The organism is Dyella sp. S184 (assembly GCF_009766065.1).
Classification (GTDB): Bacteria; Pseudomonadota; Gammaproteobacteria; order Xanthomonadales; family Rhodanobacteraceae; genus Rhodanobacter.
Map to the genome: position 1 here is coordinate 467099 of NZ_LMUE01000003.1, position 20008 is coordinate 487106.

General features: G+C 62.4%; 22 protein-coding genes. 12 read left to right on the forward strand and 10 right to left on the reverse strand.

The features are described 5' to 3' along the window. The first annotated feature begins 10 nt into the window (after window positions 1-10). The 3 genes from GSQ75_RS09770 to GSQ75_RS09780 are packed head-to-tail and all read left to right on the forward strand — an operon-like array spanning window position 11 to window position 3681. Window positions 11-2116, forward strand: a complete 2106-nt coding sequence (locus GSQ75_RS09770) for a tetratricopeptide repeat protein (RefSeq protein ID WP_158754433.1) — start codon at window positions 11-13, stop codon at window positions 2114-2116. A 16-nt stretch (window positions 2117-2132) separates the two neighbouring features. Further along, on the forward strand, window positions 2133-2918 hold the full coding sequence (gene ppk2, locus GSQ75_RS09775; protein ID WP_158754434.1) for a polyphosphate kinase 2: 786 nt from the start codon (window positions 2133-2135) through the stop codon (window positions 2916-2918). Window positions 2919-2928: 10 nt separating this feature from the next. Then, window positions 2929-3681, forward strand: a complete 753-nt coding sequence (locus GSQ75_RS09780) for a class I SAM-dependent methyltransferase (RefSeq protein WP_158754436.1) — start codon at window positions 2929-2931, stop codon at window positions 3679-3681. Window positions 3682-3703: 22 nt separating this feature from the next. Here the strand turns inward: GSQ75_RS09780 and GSQ75_RS09785 are convergent, their stop codons facing one another. The 3 genes from GSQ75_RS09785 to GSQ75_RS09795 are packed head-to-tail and all read right to left on the reverse strand — an operon-like array spanning window position 3704 to window position 5705. Continuing rightward, window positions 3704-3970, reverse strand: a complete 267-nt coding sequence (locus tag GSQ75_RS09785; protein ID WP_158754438.1) for an acylphosphatase — start codon at window positions 3968-3970, stop codon at window positions 3704-3706. Then, complete coding sequence (locus tag GSQ75_RS09790; protein WP_158754440.1) at window positions 3970-4443, reverse strand: TlpA disulfide reductase family protein; 474 nt, start codon at window positions 4441-4443, stop codon at window positions 3970-3972. The genes GSQ75_RS09785 and GSQ75_RS09790 overlap by 1 nt, the downstream gene beginning before the upstream one ends. Next, a complete protein-coding gene (locus GSQ75_RS09795) occupies window positions 4440-5705 on the reverse strand; it encodes a YihY family inner membrane protein (RefSeq protein ID WP_158754442.1) in 1266 nt (421 codons plus the stop codon). The genes GSQ75_RS09790 and GSQ75_RS09795 overlap by 4 nt, the downstream gene beginning before the upstream one ends. 100 nt (window positions 5706-5805) lie before the next feature. On the opposite strand from GSQ75_RS09795, the gene wrbA reads away from it, so the two are divergent. Together wrbA and GSQ75_RS09805 are read left to right on the forward strand one after the other, a co-directional pair. Beyond that, window positions 5806-6402, forward strand: a complete 597-nt coding sequence (gene wrbA, locus GSQ75_RS09800; RefSeq protein ID WP_158754444.1) for an NAD(P)H:quinone oxidoreductase — start codon at window positions 5806-5808, stop codon at window positions 6400-6402. Beyond that, the gene (locus GSQ75_RS09805; protein WP_158754446.1) at window positions 6399-6752 is read left to right on the forward strand and encodes a DUF2069 domain-containing protein; all 354 of its coding nucleotides are present in this window, start codon (window positions 6399-6401) and stop codon (window positions 6750-6752) included. The genes wrbA and GSQ75_RS09805 overlap by 4 nt, the downstream gene beginning before the upstream one ends. Before the next feature lies 1 nt (window position 6753). Here GSQ75_RS09805 and GSQ75_RS09810 read toward each other — a convergent pair whose 3' ends face one another. Next, on the reverse strand, window positions 6754-8316 hold the full coding sequence (locus GSQ75_RS09810; protein WP_158754448.1) for a hypothetical protein: 1563 nt from the start codon (window positions 8314-8316) through the stop codon (window positions 6754-6756). 53 nt (window positions 8317-8369) lie between these two features. Further along, the gene (locus GSQ75_RS09815) at window positions 8370-9320 is read right to left on the reverse strand and encodes a glycosyltransferase family 2 protein (protein WP_158754450.1); all 951 of its coding nucleotides are present in this window, start codon (window positions 9318-9320) and stop codon (window positions 8370-8372) included. Window positions 9321-9427: 107 nt separating this feature from the next. Here GSQ75_RS09815 and GSQ75_RS09820 point away from each other — a divergent pair, with 107 nt between their 5' ends. Beyond that, on the forward strand, window positions 9428-11068 hold the full coding sequence (locus GSQ75_RS09820; RefSeq protein WP_158754452.1) for an acyl-CoA dehydrogenase family protein: 1641 nt from the start codon (window positions 9428-9430) through the stop codon (window positions 11066-11068). Between the two features lie 134 nt (window positions 11069-11202). After that, complete coding sequence (locus GSQ75_RS09825) at window positions 11203-11694, forward strand: asparaginase domain-containing protein (RefSeq protein WP_158754453.1); 492 nt, start codon at window positions 11203-11205, stop codon at window positions 11692-11694. A gap of 36 nt (window positions 11695-11730) precedes the next feature. On the opposite strand, the gene sufT is transcribed toward GSQ75_RS09825, so the two are convergent. Next, a complete protein-coding gene (sufT, locus tag GSQ75_RS09830; RefSeq protein ID WP_158754455.1) occupies window positions 11731-12288 on the reverse strand; it encodes a putative Fe-S cluster assembly protein SufT in 558 nt (185 codons plus the stop codon). A gap of 226 nt (window positions 12289-12514) precedes the next feature. Here sufT and GSQ75_RS09840 point away from each other — a divergent pair, with 226 nt between their 5' ends. Continuing rightward, on the forward strand, window positions 12515-12943 hold the full coding sequence (locus tag GSQ75_RS09840; RefSeq protein WP_158754459.1) for a hypothetical protein: 429 nt from the start codon (window positions 12515-12517) through the stop codon (window positions 12941-12943). Window positions 12944-12958: 15 nt separating this feature from the next. On the opposite strand, the gene GSQ75_RS09845 is transcribed toward GSQ75_RS09840, so the two are convergent. Both GSQ75_RS09845 and GSQ75_RS09850 read right to left on the reverse strand, forming a co-directional pair. Further along, window positions 12959-14437 carry an NAD(P)(+) transhydrogenase (Re/Si-specific) subunit beta gene (locus tag GSQ75_RS09845; RefSeq protein WP_158754460.1) on the reverse strand — a complete coding sequence of 493 codons (1479 nt, stop codon included), beginning with the start codon at window positions 14435-14437 and terminating at the stop codon, window positions 12959-12961. Then, window positions 14437-14742 (reverse strand): NAD(P) transhydrogenase subunit alpha, encoded by a 306-nt coding sequence (locus tag GSQ75_RS09850; protein ID WP_008435546.1) that lies wholly within the window; start codon window positions 14740-14742, stop codon window positions 14437-14439. The genes GSQ75_RS09845 and GSQ75_RS09850 overlap by 1 nt, the downstream gene beginning before the upstream one ends. A 149-nt stretch (window positions 14743-14891) precedes the next feature. Between GSQ75_RS09850 and GSQ75_RS09855 the strand changes: the two genes are divergently transcribed. From GSQ75_RS09855 to GSQ75_RS09865, 3 genes are read left to right on the forward strand one after another with little or no spacing between them, the layout of a single operon-like run. After that, window positions 14892-15479, forward strand: a complete 588-nt coding sequence (locus tag GSQ75_RS09855; RefSeq protein WP_158754462.1) for an RNA polymerase sigma factor — start codon at window positions 14892-14894, stop codon at window positions 15477-15479. Then, window positions 15476-15910, forward strand: coding sequence for a hypothetical protein (locus GSQ75_RS09860; RefSeq protein WP_158754464.1), 435 nt, complete (start codon window positions 15476-15478; stop codon window positions 15908-15910). Before GSQ75_RS09855 ends, GSQ75_RS09860 begins: the two co-directional genes overlap by 4 nt. A gap of 3 nt (window positions 15911-15913) precedes the next feature. Continuing rightward, window positions 15914-16417: a DUF3106 domain-containing protein gene (locus tag GSQ75_RS09865; RefSeq protein ID WP_158754466.1), complete on the forward strand. Its 504-nt coding sequence runs from the start codon at window positions 15914-15916 to the stop codon at window positions 16415-16417. 57 nt (window positions 16418-16474) lie between these two features. On the opposite strand, the gene GSQ75_RS09870 is transcribed toward GSQ75_RS09865, so the two are convergent. Then, window positions 16475-17578: an NAD(P) transhydrogenase subunit alpha gene (locus GSQ75_RS09870; protein WP_158754468.1), complete on the reverse strand. Its 1104-nt coding sequence runs from the start codon at window positions 17576-17578 to the stop codon at window positions 16475-16477. Window positions 17579-17716: 138 nt separating this feature from the next. On the opposite strand from GSQ75_RS09870, the gene cdd reads away from it, so the two are divergent. Next, entirely contained in the window at window positions 17717-18133 is a 417-nt protein-coding gene (gene cdd / locus GSQ75_RS09875) for a cytidine deaminase (protein WP_158754469.1), read from the forward strand. 17 nt (window positions 18134-18150) lie between these two features. Here the strand turns inward: cdd and GSQ75_RS09880 are convergent, their stop codons facing one another. Continuing rightward, window positions 18151-19839: a GGDEF domain-containing protein gene (locus GSQ75_RS09880; RefSeq protein ID WP_158754471.1), complete on the reverse strand. Its 1689-nt coding sequence runs from the start codon at window positions 19837-19839 to the stop codon at window positions 18151-18153. Window positions 19840-20008 lie beyond the last annotated feature (169 nt).

The following is a 20008-nucleotide window of genomic DNA, read 5'->3' on the forward strand; positions in this document are numbered from 1 at the left end:
GCGTTGGCAGATGAATGCATTCCAATCACCCGAACTCGACACCTTGTTGGAGCGTCTGGCCAACCTGATCGAAACCGATGCCTGCACCGAGGCCGTGCAACTGGCCGAAGAGGCGTTGCCACGTTTTCCGGACTCCGCCGAGCTGTTGCGCTTGTGCGCGATTGCAGTGCTGCAGCTTGATCGCCGCCAGGACGCTTTGCGACTGCTGCATCAGGCTGAGCAGCTGAGTCCCGACAGTCTGCAAGTGCAATGCAATCTGGCCAGCGTGGGAATTGCCGACGGGCAAGCTGATGAGGCGATCGAGCGCATGCGCGCCGCACTGCGCAAGGCGCCCGGCAATCCGATGATCCTGTTGATTCTCGGCAATGCGCTGATGGCTGCCGCTCGTTATGCGCAAGCGCGTGAGTCCTATGCAATGGCGACCCATGGCATGCCGGACAATCCAAGGCTGCGGCTCAATCTGGCCGCGGTCGAACTGGAACTCGGCCACCCCGAACAATGCGCCATCCACGCCAATGAGGCGCTGCTGATTGCACCACGCATGGGTAGCGCCCATGCGATGCTGGGACATTCATATCACTTGAGCGGCAAGGTCGCCGAGGCAGCACAAGCTTACCTGCGCGCCGAACAACTGGAACCGGCAGAGAGCGAGCACCCCTACCATGCCGCGCTTATGCTGAATGACTTGGGACGGCTGGACGATGCCCAGGCAGCTTATGCGCGTGCGTTGCAGCTGAATGGCAGCAATGGCGCTGCACTCAGTCAACGCATCTTCACGTTGCGCCGGCTTTGCAACTGGAGTGAGCTTGAACTGTTGAGCGCACGTTTGCGGGTGGCCGTAGCTGGAGGCATGCACGGCATCACTCCCTTCAGCTTTCTGGCCGAAGACGCCTCGGCCGAAGAACAACGTCATTGCGCCGAGATATTTGCCGCCACCATCGAAACACAAATGACGCCACTGCGTCGGCAACTGGCCTTCATTCATCCGATGCCCGCAGCCGACACCCCGATCCGGATCGGCTTTGTATCCAACGGCTTCGGCGAACATGCCACCGGGCTGCTCATCGTGGCGATGCTCGAGGAGCTTAAATCCAGAGATCTCGAAATTCACCTCTACGCTACCGCCCCGAGTGACGGCGGCGCAATCCGCCAACGTCTGGAGGCGGCATGCAGCGTGCATGAGATTGCCAATATGCACCATGCGGCACAGGCCCAGCGCATCCATGCCGACAGCATCGAGATGCTGATCGATCTCAACGTTTATTGCGAAGGTTCCAATGCCAAGCTGTTTGCCTTGCGTCCGACACCATTACAGGTCAACTGGCTGGGCTACCCAGGCACCTCCGGTGCACCCTGGATGGATTACATGTTGGCCGATGCGATAGTTCAGCCCGACCATCTACGCGTAACAACCCGCGAAAAGCTGGTACGGCTGCCGCGCTGTTTTCAACCTAGCGATACCAGCCGAGTAATCGCACCGGCACCCACTCGCGAACATTGTGGCCTGCCCGCACAAGGCACCGTATTCGCCTGCTTCAACGCCAGCTACAAGATCAATCCGCAGGCATTCAACCTGTTCATGAGCATCCTGGCGCAAACCCCGGAAAGCGTGCTGTGGCTTCTGAGCGGCTCCCAGGATGCCAACCAGCGCTTGCGCGATCAGGCCATGCTGGCCGGCATCGCCGGAGAGCGGCTGATTTTCATGCCGAAGCTGCCACATGCTGAGTACTTGTCCCGCTATCAACATGTCGACCTGTTTCTCGACACGCTGCCCTATAACGCCCATACCACCGCTTCCGATGCACTGTGGGCAGGTTGTCCGGTACTGACCTGTGCCGGCGAAACCTTTGCCGGTCGGGTAGCCTTCAGCCTGCTGAAACATGCGGGCCTGCCCGAACTGGTGACTGAGGACGAAGCCGCCTTCGTGGCCATGGCAGTAAGCCTGGGTGGTAATCACAAAGCCTTGCAGCTGTTGCGACATCATCTGGAGCAACAGCGGATCAGCGGCGGCCTGTTCGACATGGCTGGCTACAGCTCTGATTTCCACCGTGCGGTGCAGGCGATGGTAGCCAGACGACGGATCGGCCGCCCGGCCGCCGATATCGATATTCAATAAACCATCAGGTGCCCCCATGGGTGATCACGCCAAGCATTACCACAAGGAACTGGAAAAGCTGCAGCACGATCTGATCCGGCTGCAGCATGGGCTGCATACAACCGGCAAACGCCTCGTGGTGATCCTCGAAGGCCGTGACGCGGCTGGCAAGGGTGGCGTGATCAAGCGCATCACCGAAAGCATGGATAACCGCGGCTACCGCATCGCCGCGCTGCCCAAGCCGAATGAGCGTGAATCGACACAATGGTATTTCCAGCGTTACGTTGAGCATCTGCCCAGCGCTGGTGAATTGGTGCTGTTCGACCGCAGCTGGTACAACCGCGCCGTGGTGGAGCCAGCCATGGGCTTCTGCAGCAAGGCTGAGTACTCGGCATTTCTCAAAGCGGCGCCAATCTTCGAAAAGCTGCTGACCGACGACGGCATCATCCTGCTCAAGTACTGGCTGGCGGTAGACCAAGCGGAACAGGAGCTGCGTCTGGCGGAGCGCGCAAACGATCCACTCAAACGCTGGAAACTCTCGCCGGTCGACTTGGGCGCACGCCAGAAATATGCCGAGATGGGCAAGCTGCGTGACACGATGATCGAGTGCACACATACACCCAACGCGCCATGGTTCGTGGTCGACTTCAACGACCAGAAACGTGGCCGCATCAACTTGATCCATCATCTGCTGGAACAGATTCCATTCCGTGAAGTAGATATACCCAAGGCCAGGCTACCCAAGTTGCAGGGCAAGCTCAGATCAGAAAAAGTGACGAACAAGGCACAGTGGGTTCCGGATATCGTGGATAAATCCCCGTGAAAGGACTTCCATGCGCATCTATCGCAGAACCCGGGAGCGCCTTATGACGGAGGATTTTCAATATTCCGGCACTGAACTTCTGCAGACGGGCGAAGATGCCCTGCGTAACTACAACGCCTGGATTGTGCGTCAGTTCGTCAAATACCTGACTCAATTTCCAGACAAGAAAACCGTGCTTGATTACGGCGCCGGGGTTGGCACCTTGAGCGTCATTTTCAAACGACTAACCAGGCTTACTCCCCTGGCGCTGGAAATTGACCCTGCGCAAAGAACAATACTCAAGCAGCGTGGCATCCCCGTTTATGCATCCATCGAGGAGTCACCGCAGAACCTGGATTTCGTCTACTCATCCAACGTGTTGGAACACATTGAGGATGATCTGGCAGCGCTGATTATCCTGCGAAAAAAAATGCACCCTGACGGTCGCATAGCGATCTACGTCCCTGCATTCGAGTCCATCTGGACAAGCATGGACGACAACGTCGGGCATTTTCGCAGGTACACCAAGGAAGGCCTTGGTGAAAAGCTGGTCAGGGCTGGTTTCGAGGTGGAAAACATACGCTATACCGACTCGATCGGCTTCGTACTTGCCTTCTTCTTCAAGATCATCGGCAGCAAATCAGGGAACCCGAGTCGATGCTCGTATATTATTTTTGACCGGGTGCTATTCCCATTGAGCCTAATGCTCGACAAGTTGACCGGGCGGTTTTTTGGGAAAAACGTACTCGCTTTCGCGCACATCCACAGCCCGCAACAACAATAAGCAATGCGCGCCAACGTCTCGTTCAACGCGTAAGAAACCCCTGGATATCCTGTGGCATCAGTGTTTCCCGGCTGACACTTCCGACTTTGGCAGCGGGCGGCCCTTCCCACAACCATAGCTCCAGCGCATCCAGGGCATCAGCCGCACCGCTTGCCAATATCTCGACTCGTCCATCCGGCAGGTTCTTCGCATGACCAGTCAGCTCAAGCTGCAGCGCCCGTTCACGGGTGCTGGCACGATAGAACACACCCTGCACGGTACCGCTGACAATGAACTTCGCCGTCGGCATCACTGACCGCCGATGATCGCCGTCAATGAGACCGCCGTGACGGGACCGATGAACTGTTTCGCCACCTTGCCGTCCGGACTGATCAGCCAGGTTGTCGGCAGGCCGCGCGGCTCGTCGAAATCCTTCGCTGGCTTGTCCAGCGTGACCTGCGCGATCGGATATACCACCGGGTGCTTGGCGACGAAGGCCTTGATGTCGGCTGGATCACTGTCGTCGTACGCCAGCCCGATCGCCGTGACGTTCTTGTGGGTAGCGACGAAATGCGAGATATCCGGCATTTCCTTGATGCACGGCACGCACCAGGTCGCCCAGTAATTGACGATCACCCACTTGCCGCGCTGTGCTGCGAGATCGAAGGTCTTGCCATCCAGCGTGGTGACCTTGAGCGTGGGCTGCACCGGCATCGCCGCATAGGCAGGCACGGCAAGCGCCAGCGCGAAAGTCAGCGCGGCGAACGATTGGGACAGTTTCATGCAGTTTCCTCGGATTCGATGGATGCCGGCGCAGGAAAGGCCTTATGCAGTCGCGTGCCCAGCTGGGTATCCAGGGCGGCGGCTACATTGGCGAGCAAGCCGATCAGTTCGTCGGGCAGCTCGAGGCCCAGTTGCGCCGCCTCCTCAGCGGGTTTCAATGGCAGACGATAACCGGTATGGACGTAGATCCGCAGCAGGTCGGTACTGTCGAGGCTGCGGCTCAGCAACCAGCCACCCGTCTCGCCACACCGGATCAGGTCGGCACGCCGCAGGTCATCGAAATAAGCGGCGATCAGGCTGCTTCGCAGATACGGTTCGCGCACACGCACGATCACTGGGTCCACGCAGGCGCCCGCGCGCTGCGCCTCGACGAAATGCCGCAGCACCACCATCAGTCCGAGGAACTCCGACCCTTCCGGCAGGGTTTTATTGGCTGGCTGATACTCGAAGGATGAGATCGACGCAGCAATCGACGCACATAGGATCACGATGATCCACGCCAGGTAGATCCACAGCAGGAAGATCGGCAGCGCCGCCAGCGCGCCATAGATCTGCTGGTAGGTATGCGCGCTGTGCACGAACCAGCGGAAACCCCAGCGCGCGAACTCGAACAGAACCGCGCCGAGCAGCGCGCCGATCGTGGCGTCACGCTTCGACACACGCCGGTTAGGCACCACCACATACAGCAGCCACAAGGTGATGAAGGTGACGACGAACGGCAAACCCCGCAACAGGCGCCCGCCCAGCCCTAGCTGAACCGCCGTGCCCTGAATCATGGGCAGCGCGGTGATGTAGGAACTCACCGCGAGCCCACCGACCACCAGGATCGGCCCCAGCGTCAGCGCAGCCCAGTACAGCAGCAGGCGCGAGACCCAGCCACGCGGGCGCTGCACGCGCCAGATCCGGTTCATCCGGTCCTCGATGCTGACCATCATCGAGATCGCGCTGAACAGCATCACCAGGACGCTGATGCCAGTCAGCCCGCTCGCGTTGCTGGCAAATACCTTCAGCGCATCCTGGATGTGGTGACCGGCGGCCGGCACGAAGCTGCGGAAGACGAAATCGAGCAAGGTATCGCGTGCACTCTCGAATACCGGGAACACCGAAAACATCGCCAGCGCCGCCACCATCAGCGGCACCAGCGACACCAGCGTGGTGTAGGACAGCGCACCGGCAGTCTCGAAGCACTTGTCGTCGACGAAGCGCTGCCAGATGAAGCGGTTGAAGCTCGAGGTGCGGTCGCGGTTGTAACGCAAAGCCATGGATATCCCTTCTTGGATTGCCATCCTGCGCTGGGCGCGACGGCAACATCGGCGGCATCACTCGTTACACTAGCGCATCGCCACTGAATGCCCCAAATGCATGGACATCCTCGTTCTGTACTACAGCCGCAGCGGCCACACCGCCCAGATGGCGCGACTGATCGCACGCGGCATCGAGGAAGTGCCTGGCATGCGTGCACGCCTGCGCCAGGTGCCGCCGGTGGCGCCGGTGACCGAGGTCGCACAACCGCCGGAGCCGGAAGACGGTGCGCCATATGTGAAAAAACAGGATCTGCTCGACTGCGTGGGACTGGCCATGGGCAGTCCCACGCGCTTCGGCAATATGGCGGCGCCACTGAAATATTTTCTCGACTCGACCGGCGCCGAGTGGGCCAGCGGCGCGCTGGTCGGTAAACCGGCTGCGCTGTTCACCTCCACCAGCACCATGCACGGTGGCCAGGAATCCACCCTGCTGACGATGGCGCTGCCGCTGCTGCATCACGGCATGCTGCTGCTCGGCGTACCGTATACCGAGCCGGCGCTGACCGCCACACAGAGTGGTGGTACGCCATACGGTGCCAGTCATGTCGCTGGTGCCAAAGGTGACAACCCGATCAGCGAGCACGAACGCGAGCTGACCCGCGCGCTGGGGCGCCGGCTCGCCGACACCGCACGCAAACTGGTGGCCGGCGCATGAGCGCACGCATCCCCCTGCCGACGGAGCAACGGCTCGGCTTGCTCGCCTGGGCTGCGTTGGTTGTGCTGCAACTGGTTTGGCATGCGTGGCTGTTTCCCGCGCAACTCATGCCCATGTGGCTGGTGCTGGCGATCACCGTCATCCCGCTACTGCTGCCGCTGCTGGCGATCCGCGACGCGCGACGCGCCCTGCTGTGGGTCGGCATCCTCAGTCTGTTCTACTTCTGTCACGGCATCGCCGAAGGCTGGAGCTCGTCCAGCGAACGCTGGCTTGCCTTGCTCGAGATCATCCTCACCCTGTTGCTGATCGGCACCTTGGGCGCTGGCGTGAAACGCAAGGCAAAGCCCTGAATCAGCCTCGCTTCACCTGACAGATCCGCAGCCCGTTCGACTCGTCTTTTTCGTTGCGGTCGAGTTCGAGACTGCTCTGCACCGGCTCGCAATTGCTCATCTGCGCGCCGGGAAGAAACTGCTGAAGCAGATCCAGATCCACGCCCGCGTCGTTACGCAACAATGCGTAGATTGTGCCGTGATGACCCGCGATGCGTTCGCGGACAAGCGCATCCGGGCGATAGCCCCGAGCCTGCCGGTTGAACCAGGTCAGACCGATATACTGGCTGGTCTGCGCATCGGCAAGGAAAGGAATCACGTAAGCCGCCGGCTGCCCGACCACCAATACCAGGCTATTCCGTTCAATCGTCGGAGGATGCACGTCGAAGGTCATGCTGGCATAGGGCCCGCGGCCCCACCCCGGGTATCTGCCAAACACGAACAACAGCACCAGCAGGCCTGCCATGAGCCGCGTCGGCCAGCGACGCGACGTACCATCGGCCTGCTTGCTGGCCGGCAATGCCTGCAAGGCCATCATCAGCAACAGGCCGGATAGCACCTCCAGCGGCACCGCATAGCGAAGAATCGAAAATAGGCCTAGCCACAAGACGTACCCCACCACCACGAATGCCACCAGCAGTCGCATCACCCGCGCACCTGCCAGCGGGTGGCTGCGCGTCAGCCAGGAAGTCACCACCAGGACAATCACCGAGAGCATTTCCAGGGCATAACGCCCATCTGCAGAGTTTTGCTCGGTAACCACGCCGTGATTCATTTTTATCCAATAAAACGGATAAAACAGCCACTGGCCCAGATCACGCGGCATGAACAAGCGATCCGTATCGCTGACTGCCGGGCCCCAATTTGAATGGAACAGCTCGTTGAACATCGGGAACACTGGGTTCCCGGTAAGGCGATAGAGCTGCCAGCCCCACCAACCATAGACCAGCATGAAACCCAGCAACGCGCCGACGGCATAGATCGGTGCCATTCGCCATGTGCTCGCACGCGCATCGAGGGCGACCAGCAACGCGAATCCCAGCGCTGGTGGATAGACCATCGCTGTAGGCTTCAGACCCACGGCCAAACCACACAAGAAACCTGCCAGCAACACGCGCCGTACCGGTTTTGATACCGGTGCAGATCCGCATAACGGCAGCAACAGATACAGCCCAAGCAGGATAAGCAGGGCCAACGGCACTTCATTGGAGCTCCTGCCCGCCTGCGACATCACCATGGTGCCAGTGGCGCCGATCAATACAGCCAGCAGATCGATCGCGCCAAAGGGACGTTCGCGGACACCGGAAAGCCGTATGGCGATCTGCAGCAGCACGAAGACCAATCCGCCGTACCACAGCCCCTGCACCCCAGCGAGAAGATGCGGCAGATGCCGCAATGGGCCCATGCCCAACAGAAAATAAGGGAGGTCCGGCAGCGGATTGAAAAAACTCTGCATGCCCGCCGGGGCAAGATCCAGCGCAAGCCGCCCATGCAGCAGTGCCCAGGGACTGTAGAGGTGATAGTTCTTCAGATCCCAGTCGTCGTCCTGCCCCCTGAGTACCGCATACAACGCGCCCAGCAACATGCAGACAAGCCATGCTCGCTTGCCACTGAATCGTTTTATGTCAAGCGGGCGCGTCACGACTCACGGTCTTGTTCGCAAAAATGCGGATGCCCCAGATAAGCCAGGTATTTCAGCTCGCGCCGCCCCAGGGTCACCGTGTCGAGCACCAGCCCGCAGACCAGGAACACGCCACCGAGAAGGCCCAGTGACGCACTCAGGATTGCCGTCGGAAACCTGGGTACCAGGCCTGTGGCCAGATAGGTCCCCAGCAACGGCACCACCAGCCCAATGGCAAGCAGGATGCACAGCGCGCAAGCAATCGAGAAGAATGCCAGTGGCCTGCCGTTCTTGGTCAGCTTGGCGATCGTCAGCAGGATGCGCCAGCCATCGCGCCAGGTATTGAGTTTGCTGTGGGAGCCAGCGGGACGCGCGCTGTAACGACTTGGCAGCTCCGCCACTGGCATGCGCAGCTCAAGCGCGTGTACTGCCAGTTCGGTCTCCGTTTCAAACCCCTGCGCATGAGCCGGAAACGACTTGACGTAACGGCGCGACATCACCCGGTAGCCGGAAAGCATATCGGTGAAACTGCTCCCGAAAATCCACCCAGTCAGGCCGGTGAGTAACCGATTGCCGAATTCGTGGCCCCGCCGATAGGCCATCTCATGGTCGGTTACACGGCTGCCCACCACCAAGTCGAGGCGATCGTCGAGCAAGCGCTGGATCATCGCCGGTGCGTCGCCGGCGTCATAAGTGGCATCGCCATCCACCATCAGGTAGATATCGGCATCAATGTCCGCAAACATGCGCCGTACCACGTGACCTTTGCCCTGCAACCACTCAGCTCGCACTTCGGCACCCGCTTCGCGGGCGATCTTGGCTGTGCCATCGGTCGAGTTGTTGTCATAGACAACAATGCGCGCCTGCGGTAACTGCACCGCAAAATCATGCACCACCCTGGCGATTGCCACAGCCTCGTTGTAACAGGGGATCAGCACGACCACACGCGGTGTCGGAAGGATTTTCATGGCGTTCGGTGGTCGCAGATGTAGTCGCCAGATTCTAGCCGTATCCTGCCGCCTTCTTCGCAACGGTGCACTTATACTCAAACGACCCGGATGCCAGGATCCAACCCATGGGATTCACGCAAGACGCTCCGCAGCTCGCCCAACCCTGGCACAGCGATCGTTTGCTGCATGCCCTGCTCGATCGCACCTTGCCTGCCGAGCGCCGCGCCGCGCTGGATATCGATCTGGCCGCGCTTGGTGATTACGCGCAGATGGCGTGGCTGCGAGCTACGCATAGCATTCGCCGCAAACCGGCACTGACACGATGGGATGCCTGGGGGCAGCGGGTCGATCGCATCGAGCTGACCACGGCATGGCTGGAAGGCCCGCAACTCACCACTCGTCATGCGGTACTCGCCGCCGGCCACACCGACAGTGCACATGCGCGACTGGAAGAGTTCGCTCGCGTCTACCTGTATCACCTCGCCAGCGAGTTCTATACCTGTCCGCTGGCGATGACTGACGGCGCCGCCACCGCGATCAAGGCGGCCGGCAACCAGGCATTGATCGATCGCGCGCTGCCGCATTTCCTCAGCCGCGATGCTTCGGCCTTCTGGCTCAGCGGCCAGTGGATGACCGAAAACACCGGTGGCTCCGACGTCGGCCACACCGAAACCGTTGCGCGGCAGAATGCGAATGGCCAGTGGCGGCTGCATGGGCGCAAGTGGTTCAGCTCGGCGGTCGTCGGCGAGGCGGCACTAGCGCTGGCACGTCCCGAAGGCGCCGGATCGGGGACGGCGGCGCTGGCATTGTTCTATGTCGAGACGATGGACGGCGAGCAGCGCAAGCCCGAGCTGATCATCGACCGTCTGAAGGACAAGCTCGGCACGCATGAATTGCCCACTGCGGAAATCCATCTCGACGGCCTGCCCGCGTGGCCACTGGGCGAGCTCGCCCACGGCGTGCGCCAGGTGGCGCCGATGCTCAACGTCACCCGCACCTGGAACGCGATCTGCGCCATCGCCAGCATGGCCCGCGCAATCAGCTTGGCACGCGATTACGCCACGCGGCGGCAGGCGTTTGGCCGTCCGTTGATCGAGCAGCCATTGCATGCGCAGACGCTGGCCGACATGCAGGCCGAGTTCGAGGGTGCGTTTGCGCTCGCATTCGAAGTCGCCCACTTGCTCGGTCGCGTCGAACATGGTGTTGCCGCGCCACACGAGGCAGCGCTTCTGCGCCTGCTCACGCCACTGGCCAAGCTGTGGACCGGCAAGCTGGCGGTGAAACTGTGCTCGGAAGCACTCGAATGTTTCGGTGGCGCCGGCTACATCGAAGACACTGGCCTGCCACAGCTGCTGCGCGATGCGCAGGTGTATGCGATCTGGGAAGGCACGACGAACGTGCTGTCGCTGGACAGCCTGCGTGCGTTGGCCGGCGACACCTTCGCCGCGTTGCGTACAGCCAGTGCCGCGTGGTTGGACGGCAACGACGACATGCATGCGGCCAGTGCGATCCGGCAGACGCTGGACGCCGCCGCCCGCTGGCTCGACCAGCACGCGGCCACGCGCGATACGCTGGAAGCCGGCGCACGCGGCCTCGCTATCACCTTGGCGCGCTGTGCGAGTGCTGCGCTGCTGGCGCGTCAGGCAAGCTGGTCGAGCCTGCATGGCGATCAACGTCCGGCAGCAGCTCTGCAGCGCTTCGTCGGCCACGGCCTCAACCGGCTGGCGACACCGGATGCTGGCAATACTTCGTTGCTGCTTGGCTGACGCCTTTCGGCAGGAGCGCACCCTGTGCGCGAATGCTCTTGTTCACACCTTGGCAAAGAGCATTCGCGCACAGGGTGCGCTCCTATCGGCCCCGTACGGGCTAAAATGGCCCTTCCCCCTATTCGGCCACCCGCATGCAGCATCTGACCATCGTCACCACCGGCGGCACCATCGACAAGATCTATTTCGACGACAAGTCGGACTACAAGATCGGTGCGCCGCAGATCGGCGAGATCCTCGGCCAGCTCGGCGTGGCATTCCAGTTCGACGTAATTCCGATCCTGCGCAAGGACAGCCTGCACATGGGCGCCGAGGACCGTGCACTGGTGCGTTCGACGATCGAGGCGCAGCCGCATCGCCATGTGCTGGTCACCCACGGCACCGACACCATGGTCGAAACCGCACGCGAGCTGGCGCATATCGAAGGCAAGGTGATCGTGCTGACCGGCGCGCTGAACCCGGCGCGTTTCCAGTGTTCCGATGCGGTGTTCAACATCGGCTGCGCGGTGGCTGCCGTGCAGACGCTGCCCAATGGCGTCTACATCACCATGAATGGCCGCGTGTGGGATCCGGCCAAGGTGCGCAAGAACCGCGACGCCAACCGCTTCGAGGAAGCCACCGGCTGAGCGGCTGCAAACGTATCGATGCCGGCCCAGCCGGCATCACAGCATGCCGGTCTCGAGTTTGGCCGCGTCGGACATCATCGAGTGACTCCACGGTGGATCGAACACCAGATCCACATCGGCCTCGGTGACCGTGGGAATCATCTCCAGCTTGGTGCGGGCGTCGTCCACCAGGATGTCGCCCATGCCGCAGCCGGGCGCAGTCAGCGTCAGTTTGACGTAAACCTTGCGCTCACCTGATTCGGTCTGTTCCAGGCTGAGGTCATAGACCAGCCCCAGCTCAACCACGTTGACCGGAATCTCCGGATCGAACACGGTCCGCAGCTGGTCCCACGCCAGTTTCTCCACGTCCGCATCGGTGGCATCAGCAGCCACCTCGATCGGCGCAGGCGGTTCCTTGCCCAGCGCCTCGGCATCCTTGCCGGCGATGCGGAACAGGTTGCCCTCCACGTACACGGTGAAGCTGCCGCCAAGTGCCTGGGTGATGTAGCCGATCTGGCCCGCCGGCAGGCTCACCACCTCACCCTGCGGCACCATCACCGCTGCGCAGTCGCGCAACAGGGTGAAAGGTTCGCTGCTCAGACTGAAACCACTCATGCGACTCGCCAATCCTGTATCTGCGGGCACGACCATGCGTCGCACCCAGGTTGTCTATTATGCCGCCCGCTGTCCGGGCACGCTTCTCCAAGATCAGGCCGGAACCACTGAAATCAAGGATTCACGCCGCATGCCGGCTTCGGCCAGCGGCTTGTTGCACGTTATGATGGCCGCTTTGCCCGATGGATAAATGCATGTTCCCAACCGTCCCGCCGTACGGTCGCCGATGAGCGCGCGCACCGTTTTGCTGTTTGTGTTCGCCCTGTTCATCGCCGTCATGCTGGGACTGGCCGCCGGCGCAACGTGGATGGTCGTGACGCTGTACCTGGGTCACCCGATGCCATGGCTGGCGCTGTTGTGCGGCGCGCTGCTGGCCTGGGCGATCCGGAACGGCGTGCGCGCGCCGGGCGGCGGTGCCGCAGTATTGGCTGCCGTCGCCACGGCGCTGGCGGCGATCTACGTCAACATGCTGATCGCTGCCGTGCAGATCGCCGGCAACATGGGCATGGGGCTGGTCGATGCCTTGCGCACGGCCGGCATCGGCCTGTTGTGGCAGCTGACGCGGTTGGCACTGGCGCCGGCAGACATCGTCTGGGCCTTGCTGGCCATGTTGCTGGCCGCATGGCTGGCCTGGCGTGCCCCGCGCAAGCGTTAAGCGGCTGACGCCGGATCAGGCGTCGACTGCCTTCAGCTCCGCCACCAGTTCTCCCACGGCCGCCTGGCCGTCGCCGTACAACATGCGCGTGTTGTCGGCGTAGAACAGCGCATTCTCGATGCCGGCAAAACCGGTACCCTTGCCGCGTTTGATCACGATCACGTGCTTCGCCGCACTCACGTCGAGAATCGGCATGCCGTAGATCGGCGACGCCGGATCGGTCTTGGCCAGCGGATTGACCACGTCGTTCGCGCCGATCACCAGCGCCACGTCAGTGGCCGGGAATTCCGGGTTGATGTCATCCATGTCGGCGATCAGGTCGTACGGTACACCGGCTTCGGCCAGCAGCACGTTCATGTGGCCCGGCATGCGGCCGGCCACCGGGTGGATCGCGAACTTCACCTTCACCCCGCGCTTGATCAGCAACTGGGCGAACTCCCACACCTTGTGCTGCGCCTGCGCCACCGCCAGGCCGTAACCGGGCACGATCACCACGCGCTCGGCGTAAGCCATCATCACCGCCGCATCGGCCGCGTCGATCGGTTTCTGCGCACCCTCGATCGCCTGCGCTTCGCCACCGGCCGCACCGAAGCTGCCGAACAATACGTTGCCGATCGAGCGGTTCATCGCCTTGGCCATCAGCTGGGTCAGCAATGTGCCCGCCGCGCCCACCACCATGCCGGCAATGATCATTGCCTCGTTGCCCAGCACGAAACCCTCGAACGCCACCGCCAGTCCGGTGAACGCGTTGTACAGCGAGATCACCACCGGCATGTCGGCGCCGCCGATCGGCAGCGTCATCATCAGCCCGAACAGCAGCGCCAGCACGAAGAACGCCGCGATCAGCGGCAGGCTGGCATGACCACAGGCCAACAGGATGCCGATCACCACCGCCGCTGCCAGCAACAGCAGATTGACCACGCGCTGGCCGGGGAAAACGAAGCGCTTGTCCAGCCAGCCCTGCAACTTGGCAAAGGCGATCAGCGAACCGGAGAAACTCACCGCGCCGATCAGTGCACCGAGCACGCCCAGCGCCAGTTCGACCGGTGTCAGAGTGACCAGGGCCGGTACCTGTGCCAACGCATTGATCGCCCAGCTCTCCGGCCGCAGCGGCGAGGTATCCGGAATGCCCGGCGGATGCAGGATCGCCAGCGTGCGCACGTAGCCGATCAGCTCGACCGCGCCGATCGCCGCCGCCGCGCCGCCGCCCATGCCGTTGTACAGGGCCACCATCTGGGGCATCGCGGTCATCGCCACGCGCTTGCCGCTCCACCAGGCGGCACTGACGCCGATCAGCACGGCGGCGATGATCAGGCTGCGGTTGTGCATGTCCGGCAGGAAGAACGTGGCCAGCACGGCCAGCAGCATGCCGTAGCCCGCCCACACGATGCCGCCGCGCGCGGTACGCGGCGAACTCATGCGTTTCAGACCGAGGATGAACAGCAGTGCGGCAAGGAAATAACAGCCCTTGATCAGGGTCGGCAGCCAGGTCATCACTTGGCCCCCTTGCCGGCGTCAGGCTTGCTGGACTTGAACATTTCCAGCATCCGCTCGGTTACCACGTAGCCGCCAGCGGCGTTCCCGGCCCCCAGCAGGACGCCGATGAAGCCGATCGCGATCTCGAACGGCGTCTGCGCATGGCCTAGCGCAATCATCGCCCCAACCAGCACAATGCCGTGCACGAAGTTGGAACCGGACATCAAGGGCGTGTGCAGGATCACCGGCACCCGCGCGATGATTTCATAGCCGGTAAATGCGGCCAGCATGAAGATATACAGCGCCAGGAAACCGTCGATCATGACTCATCCCTTATGAGAGCCGCCCGCCAGGACGTTGTGTTTGCATCATACGGGTGCCGGTCAACCCGTGCGAGCCTGCCGCGTTGATCACGGGAGTCGAACCGCTGGAGCCTGAGGATGCGCCACCTGACGATGCGGAGGCTGCGGCCATGAACAGCATGGTCAGCACCCTCGACGCGGAACTGTTGCGCGAAGACGCACGCGCGACACCGGCTACGCTGGACGCATTCCTGGCGCAGGTGGAACGACGCGCCTTTCGCATGGCCGAGCTGCAACTGCGCCATCGCGAGGACGCCATGGATGCGGTGCAGGACGCCATGCTCAGGCTGGTCAAGCATTACCGTGACAAACCCGCCACGGAATGGCCACCGCTGTTCTGGGGCATCCTGCGCCGGCGCATTGTCGATCTGCAGCGCCGCCGCAAAGTGCGCTCGATCGTGGTGGGCTGGCTCAGCGGGGGCCGCGATGACGACGGTGACGAGTTGCCCGCGTGGGAACCCGCCGACCAGGGTCCGGGCCCGCTCGACCGACTGCACGACGCGCAGTCGTATGCCGACATGGCCACCGCAGTCAGGCAGCTGCCACAGCGCCAGCGCGAGGCCTTCATGTTGCGCATGCTGGAAGGGCTGGACGTGGCGGAAACCGCGCTGGCCATGGGCTGCTCCGAAGGCAGCGTGAAAACCCATCTGTCACGCGCGATGCATCATCTGCGCGATCTACTGGAGGACTGGCGATGACCTCGTCCGATAAAAACCGGTCTGACAACCGGCACAACAAACCACTCGAACAACGCGCCCGCGAGCTCTATCACGAGGCCGCCCAGCGCATCGACCCCGTCACTGCCGGTCGGCTGCGCGCGGCGCGGCGACACGCGCTGGCTGCCGCCCAGGCGCCGCAGCACCATACCGCCCGCTGGCTGATTCCGACCGGCGCATTCGCAGCGATCGCACTGGCTGCCTTGATGGTATGGCAGCCGTTGCCGCGCCACGGCGCGGCGCCAGCGGACCAGGCCATCAATACGCCCGAGCAAAGCGCCGAAGTGGACAACGAGCTGCCGCCTGATGCCGACAAGACCGATCCGAACCTCTACCAGAATCTGGATTTCTATGGCTGGCTGGCTGCCAACAACAGTCAGAACGATCAGAACAGTCAGTCGGCAAATCGCTGAGACATGATTAGATTCCGCCTCTCGATCCTGCCGCTGGTATTCGCTGCGCTGCTCCTCGGCAGCGTCGCTGCCGCGCCCGCACGCGCGCAGGATGCACCACCACCGCGGCCGTGGAACAGCCTCGATCCGGCACAGCGCGATGTTCTGTCGCCGTTGCAGGACAAGTGGGACACCATGCCACCGCGCCGGCAGGCCACCATGCTGAAGCGCGCCGAGCAGTGGACTACCTTGCCACCGGGACAACGGGAAGAAATCCGCGAGCGCATCGCCCGCTGGCAGCTGATGACCCCGCAGGAGCGCAAGCAGACGCGCGAAAACCGCCGCCAGTTCCAGCAACTGCCGCCGCAACAGCGTGCGAAGCTGCACGCCGCATTTGAACGCTTTCAACAGCTGCCGCCGCAACAGCGTGAGCAGTTGATCAAGCAATGGCACGCCATCCCTCCTGCGAAACGCCTGCAGTGGATGAAGCAGTCCGGTCACAACGGGCCGCCGCCCGGCGGACGCTGACCCGCACACCACACATCGAATCACCCCGCGCAAGGCGGGGTGATTCGATGCAACCGCTCAACCGCTGCTGAAGCGGGTCTCGCCGGCGTGGCTCAGGCAGCTCTTGGCGACCAGCTCGTCGTTGAAGTCAGGCTGCAGCGCGCCATCGTGAACCAGCAGCTCGACGAAATTGAATACGTTGCGCGCGTACATTTCCGACGCATGTAGCGGTGCCCCGGCGGGCAGGTTGAGCGGCCCCAGGATCGTCACCCCGCCATGCTCGACCCGCTCGCCTGGCCGGGTCAGCTCGCAGTTGCCGCCACCTTCGGCGGCCAGATCGACGATCAATGCACCCGGCTTCATGCCATCGACCATGGCTGCCGTGAGGATCTTCGGCGCCGGCCGCCCCGGCACTGCCGCCGTGGTGACGATCACGTCGATCGATTTCAGGTGTTCGGCCAGCGCCTGCTGCTGCGCAGCGCGTTCCTCTGCTGACAGCTCACGCGCATAGCCGCCGCTGCCGGCGGCGCTGACGCCGAGCTCAAGAAACTTCGCACCCAGCGATTCAACTTGTTCACGGGTTTCCGGACGCACGTCATAACCTTCGATCTGCGCGCCGAGCCGGCGCGCCGTGGCGATCGCCTGCAGGCCGGCCACGCCGGCACCGATCACCAGCACCTTGGACGGACGAATCGTCCCGGCGGCGGTGGTCAGCATCGGAAAGAATTTCGGTGAAGCCTCGGCGGCAATCAGCATGGCGCGGTAACCGGCCACCGCCGCCTGCGAGCTCAGCACGTCCATCGCCTGTGCACGGGTGGTGCGCGGCAGCAGCTCCAGCGAAAACGCGGTCAGCTTGTGTGCGGTGAGTGCGGCGACGCGCTCGGCCGCACCATACGGGCGCAGTTGCCCGACCACCACGCTGCCTTCGCGCAAGCCGGCGAACACGGTGTCAGCCGGTGGCAATACGCAGGCAAGCAGGTCGGCTTGCGCCAGCACGCTGGCGGCATCGGCAAACTCGGCCTCAGCATAACTGCTGTCAGGAAAACCGGCGGTACGACCGGCATCGTGTTCCAGCAAGACGCGCAGGCCCTTGCCGCGCAGCTTCTTCGCCATCTCGGGTGTGATCGCCACGCGCCGTTCCCCGGCAGCGGTCTCACGCAAAGCGGCTACGGTGATCGGCATGGTGCAACCCCCTTCAAGTGGTTTGGACATCTTAGCGGGACTCGAGGCCAAGGTTTTGATCCGACCAAGGCCAAAAGAGTAAGCTGGCCCGCCGGCACGAGCCACAGGCGCTGCACGGGGTCATTGCTGGAGATCCCGATGTCCGTATCCCCGAACACATTCGATGACTTGCTGGCACTGGCGCGTGACGCGCGCGAACGGGCCTATGCACCGTATTCGCACTTCAAGGTCGGTGCCGCCGTGCTGACCCATGATGGCCGCCAGTTCAGCGGCTGCAATGTGGAGAACGCCGCCTACGGCCTGTGCAACTGTGCCGAGCGCACCGCACTGTTCAGCGCGATCGCTGCCGGCTGCCAGCCTGGCGACTTCGCCGCTCTGGCGGTGATCGCCGATACCAGCGGCCCGGTGAGTCCCTGTGGCTCCTGCCGCCAGGTGATGGCCGAACTGTGTGATGAGGCGATGCCGGTCGTGCTGGGCAATCTGCGCGGAGACCAGCAGGAAACCACCGTGGGAGCGCTGCTGCCTGGTTCGTTCAAACTACCGCTTTCGGCATAACGCCAAACGTATCGACCTCAAGCCGTCGCGGCGAACGTCGGATGCACGACAAGACAGTTGCGGCCATCTGACTTGGCGCGATACAGCGCGGCGTCTGCCTGTTCGATCAGCTGTTCGGGCGATTCCGGCCCTGCGCCTGCGAAACCGGAAATGCCCAGACTAACCGTCAGCTTGACCGACTCGCCGCCAGCCTGGATGGTGTTGGAGTCGACACGGCAACGGATGCGTTCACCAATGGTCTCGGCCTCGTCCCGTCCGGTATGGAGCAGCAACACCACGAATTCCTCGCCGCCCCAGCGTGCCAGGATATCCCCCGGCCGCAGTTCGGACTGGATGCGTTCGGCCACGATGCGCAGGCAGGCATCTCCGATGAGATGTCCATGGAGATCGTTGACGATCTTGAAGTGGTCCAGATCGAGAAAGATCAGCGATAGCGACTGTCGTGCCTGACGTGCAGCGGTCAATGCTTCGGCGATACGAACCATCAACGCACGACGGTTGTGCAATCCGGTCAAGGCATCGTGCTGTGCTTCATCGCGCGCATGATCGCGTTCACGTCGCATCTGCAGAGTGGATACTCCCAGTCCGAGTGTGAGCACCAGGCTGGACAACGACATTACCGCCGGCAGACCAAATTCGAGCCATGTTGGCAGCGGAACCCGCAGCAGCAGCTGCCCCGCGCGCAGCGCGGTGAACACCGACTGCGGGCTCCACGCCAGCAAAAAGATGCCGGCCGCCACACTACCGCGCCGCCACGCCACGACCACTGCGAGAATCGCCACCGCTCCGCAGATCAGATACAGCATATTGCCGATGTCCGCCTGCAGACTGTTGCCATTGTGGACACTCATGGGCAGCAACGCCGTCAGCGTCAGCACTGCCCAAGGCATGCGCAACCAGGAAAGCACGCGTGCAAAGTGCGGGACGATGCGTCGCATCTGGCAGAACTCGATGAGGAACGACAGCGCGAATGGTGTGCTCAAGGCAGCCACAAACCAGAGCGCACGGATGCCCCATGGCTCCAGCCACTGGCCGCCAGGCAACAGGTAGATATCACCGTTGGAGACCATCAGGTAAAGAAACTGCGGCACCAGGTAACCGACAAAGAACCCGTACAGCTTTTCTCGCAATGCCACCCATAGCGTCAATCCGACAAGGATCATGGTGAACTGCACTGCCTCGAAGAACGTCATCAACCGCGCCCAGCCGATATCGGCAGCTTGATAAGATTCCTCGGAATAGACCTCGGCGGTGAACGGTGTGCGCTTGGTGGAAGCGGGCACCCTTAGATAAGTGCTCTGGGCGGCGCCGAGATTCCGTGACAGCTCGAATACCAGGGCGCGCCGCGAGAAGCGCGGATCGCGACCGCTCTGGGCAAGGTACTGGCTTATCGGCTGGAATTCCGGCGCAGCGTACAACGTCACTGGCTGGAAGCGCGCATTCTGGATCACCAGTAGCGGCAGGCTGCGTTCGTGCCAGTCGGCCTGAAGTTGCAGGCGGTACCAGCGCGCAACACTCTTCACAAATACCAGATCATCGCTTTTGATTGGCTTGAAGGCAGCATCAAATGTGCCCGAAGTTACAGCGGCCGCGGCAGGATCGACACCCTCCGGCAGCGCGCTCACATGAAGGCTGACCGGGCCGGACTCGGCATGAACGCGCGCAGCTCCCCGCTGCGCGAAAGCCAGCAGGGCAAATGCGGCCATGCAGATCAACCATCGCTTCATAAGAAGAAGCCCCTCTGTGCAGCCATCCTACGCCTGATTTGTGACCTGCCAAAGGCCAACATGCTCGTGAAGTCAAGCGCAGCAATATCATCGTCGCCAATCGCATAGCGTCGATTTGCGGGCTAGCATGGACATCTTCGCCCATCCG

Excerpts from the sequence above, each read along its gene's own strand:
- wrbA (WP_158754444.1), top strand. The coding sequence starts at position 5,806 with ATGGACATCCTCGTTCTGTACTACAGCCGCAGCGGCCACACCGCCCAG.
- GSQ75_RS09840 (WP_158754459.1), top strand. The coding sequence starts at position 12,515 with ATGAGCGCGCGCACCGTTTTGCTGTTTGTGTTCGCCCTGTTCATCGCC.
- GSQ75_RS09825 (WP_158754453.1), top strand. The coding sequence starts at position 11,203 with ATGCAGCATCTGACCATCGTCACCACCGGCGGCACCATCGACAAGATC.
- GSQ75_RS09785 (WP_158754438.1), bottom strand. The coding sequence starts at position 3,970 with ATGCCGACGGCGAAGTTCATTGTCAGCGGTACCGTGCAGGGTGTGTTC.
- ppk2 (WP_158754434.1), top strand. The coding sequence starts at position 2,133 with ATGGGTGATCACGCCAAGCATTACCACAAGGAACTGGAAAAGCTGCAG.
- GSQ75_RS09810 (WP_158754448.1), bottom strand. The coding sequence starts at position 8,316 with ATGTTGCTGGGCGCGTTGTATGCGGTACTCAGGGGGCAGGACGACGAC.
- cdd (WP_158754469.1), top strand. The coding sequence starts at position 17,717 with ATGTCCGTATCCCCGAACACATTCGATGACTTGCTGGCACTGGCGCGT.
- GSQ75_RS09880 (WP_158754471.1), bottom strand. The coding sequence starts at position 19,839 with ATGGCCGCATTTGCCCTGCTGGCTTTCGCGCAGCGGGGAGCTGCGCGC.
- GSQ75_RS09805 (WP_158754446.1), top strand. The coding sequence starts at position 6,399 with ATGAGCGCACGCATCCCCCTGCCGACGGAGCAACGGCTCGGCTTGCTC.
- GSQ75_RS09865 (WP_158754466.1), top strand. The coding sequence starts at position 15,914 with ATGATTAGATTCCGCCTCTCGATCCTGCCGCTGGTATTCGCTGCGCTG.
- sufT (WP_158754455.1), bottom strand. The coding sequence starts at position 12,288 with ATGAGTGGTTTCAGTCTGAGCAGCGAACCTTTCACCCTGTTGCGCGAC.
- GSQ75_RS09860 (WP_158754464.1), top strand. The coding sequence starts at position 15,476 with ATGACCTCGTCCGATAAAAACCGGTCTGACAACCGGCACAACAAACCA.
- GSQ75_RS09870 (WP_158754468.1), bottom strand. The coding sequence starts at position 17,578 with ATGCCGATCACCGTAGCCGCTTTGCGTGAGACCGCTGCCGGGGAACGG.
- GSQ75_RS09845 (WP_158754460.1), bottom strand. The coding sequence starts at position 14,437 with ATGACCTGGCTGCCGACCCTGATCAAGGGCTGTTATTTCCTTGCCGCA.
- GSQ75_RS09770 (WP_158754433.1), top strand. The coding sequence starts at position 11 with ATGAATGCATTCCAATCACCCGAACTCGACACCTTGTTGGAGCGTCTG.
- GSQ75_RS09790 (WP_158754440.1), bottom strand. The coding sequence starts at position 4,443 with ATGAAACTGTCCCAATCGTTCGCCGCGCTGACTTTCGCGCTGGCGCTT.
- GSQ75_RS09780 (WP_158754436.1), top strand. The coding sequence starts at position 2,929 with ATGCGCATCTATCGCAGAACCCGGGAGCGCCTTATGACGGAGGATTTT.
- GSQ75_RS09820 (WP_158754452.1), top strand. The coding sequence starts at position 9,428 with ATGGGATTCACGCAAGACGCTCCGCAGCTCGCCCAACCCTGGCACAGC.
- GSQ75_RS09815 (WP_158754450.1), bottom strand. The coding sequence starts at position 9,320 with ATGAAAATCCTTCCGACACCGCGTGTGGTCGTGCTGATCCCCTGTTAC.
- GSQ75_RS09850 (WP_008435546.1), bottom strand. The coding sequence starts at position 14,742 with ATGATCGACGGTTTCCTGGCGCTGTATATCTTCATGCTGGCCGCATTT.
- GSQ75_RS09795 (WP_158754442.1), bottom strand. The coding sequence starts at position 5,705 with ATGGCTTTGCGTTACAACCGCGACCGCACCTCGAGCTTCAACCGCTTC.
- GSQ75_RS09855 (WP_158754462.1), top strand. The coding sequence starts at position 14,892 with ATGAACAGCATGGTCAGCACCCTCGACGCGGAACTGTTGCGCGAAGAC.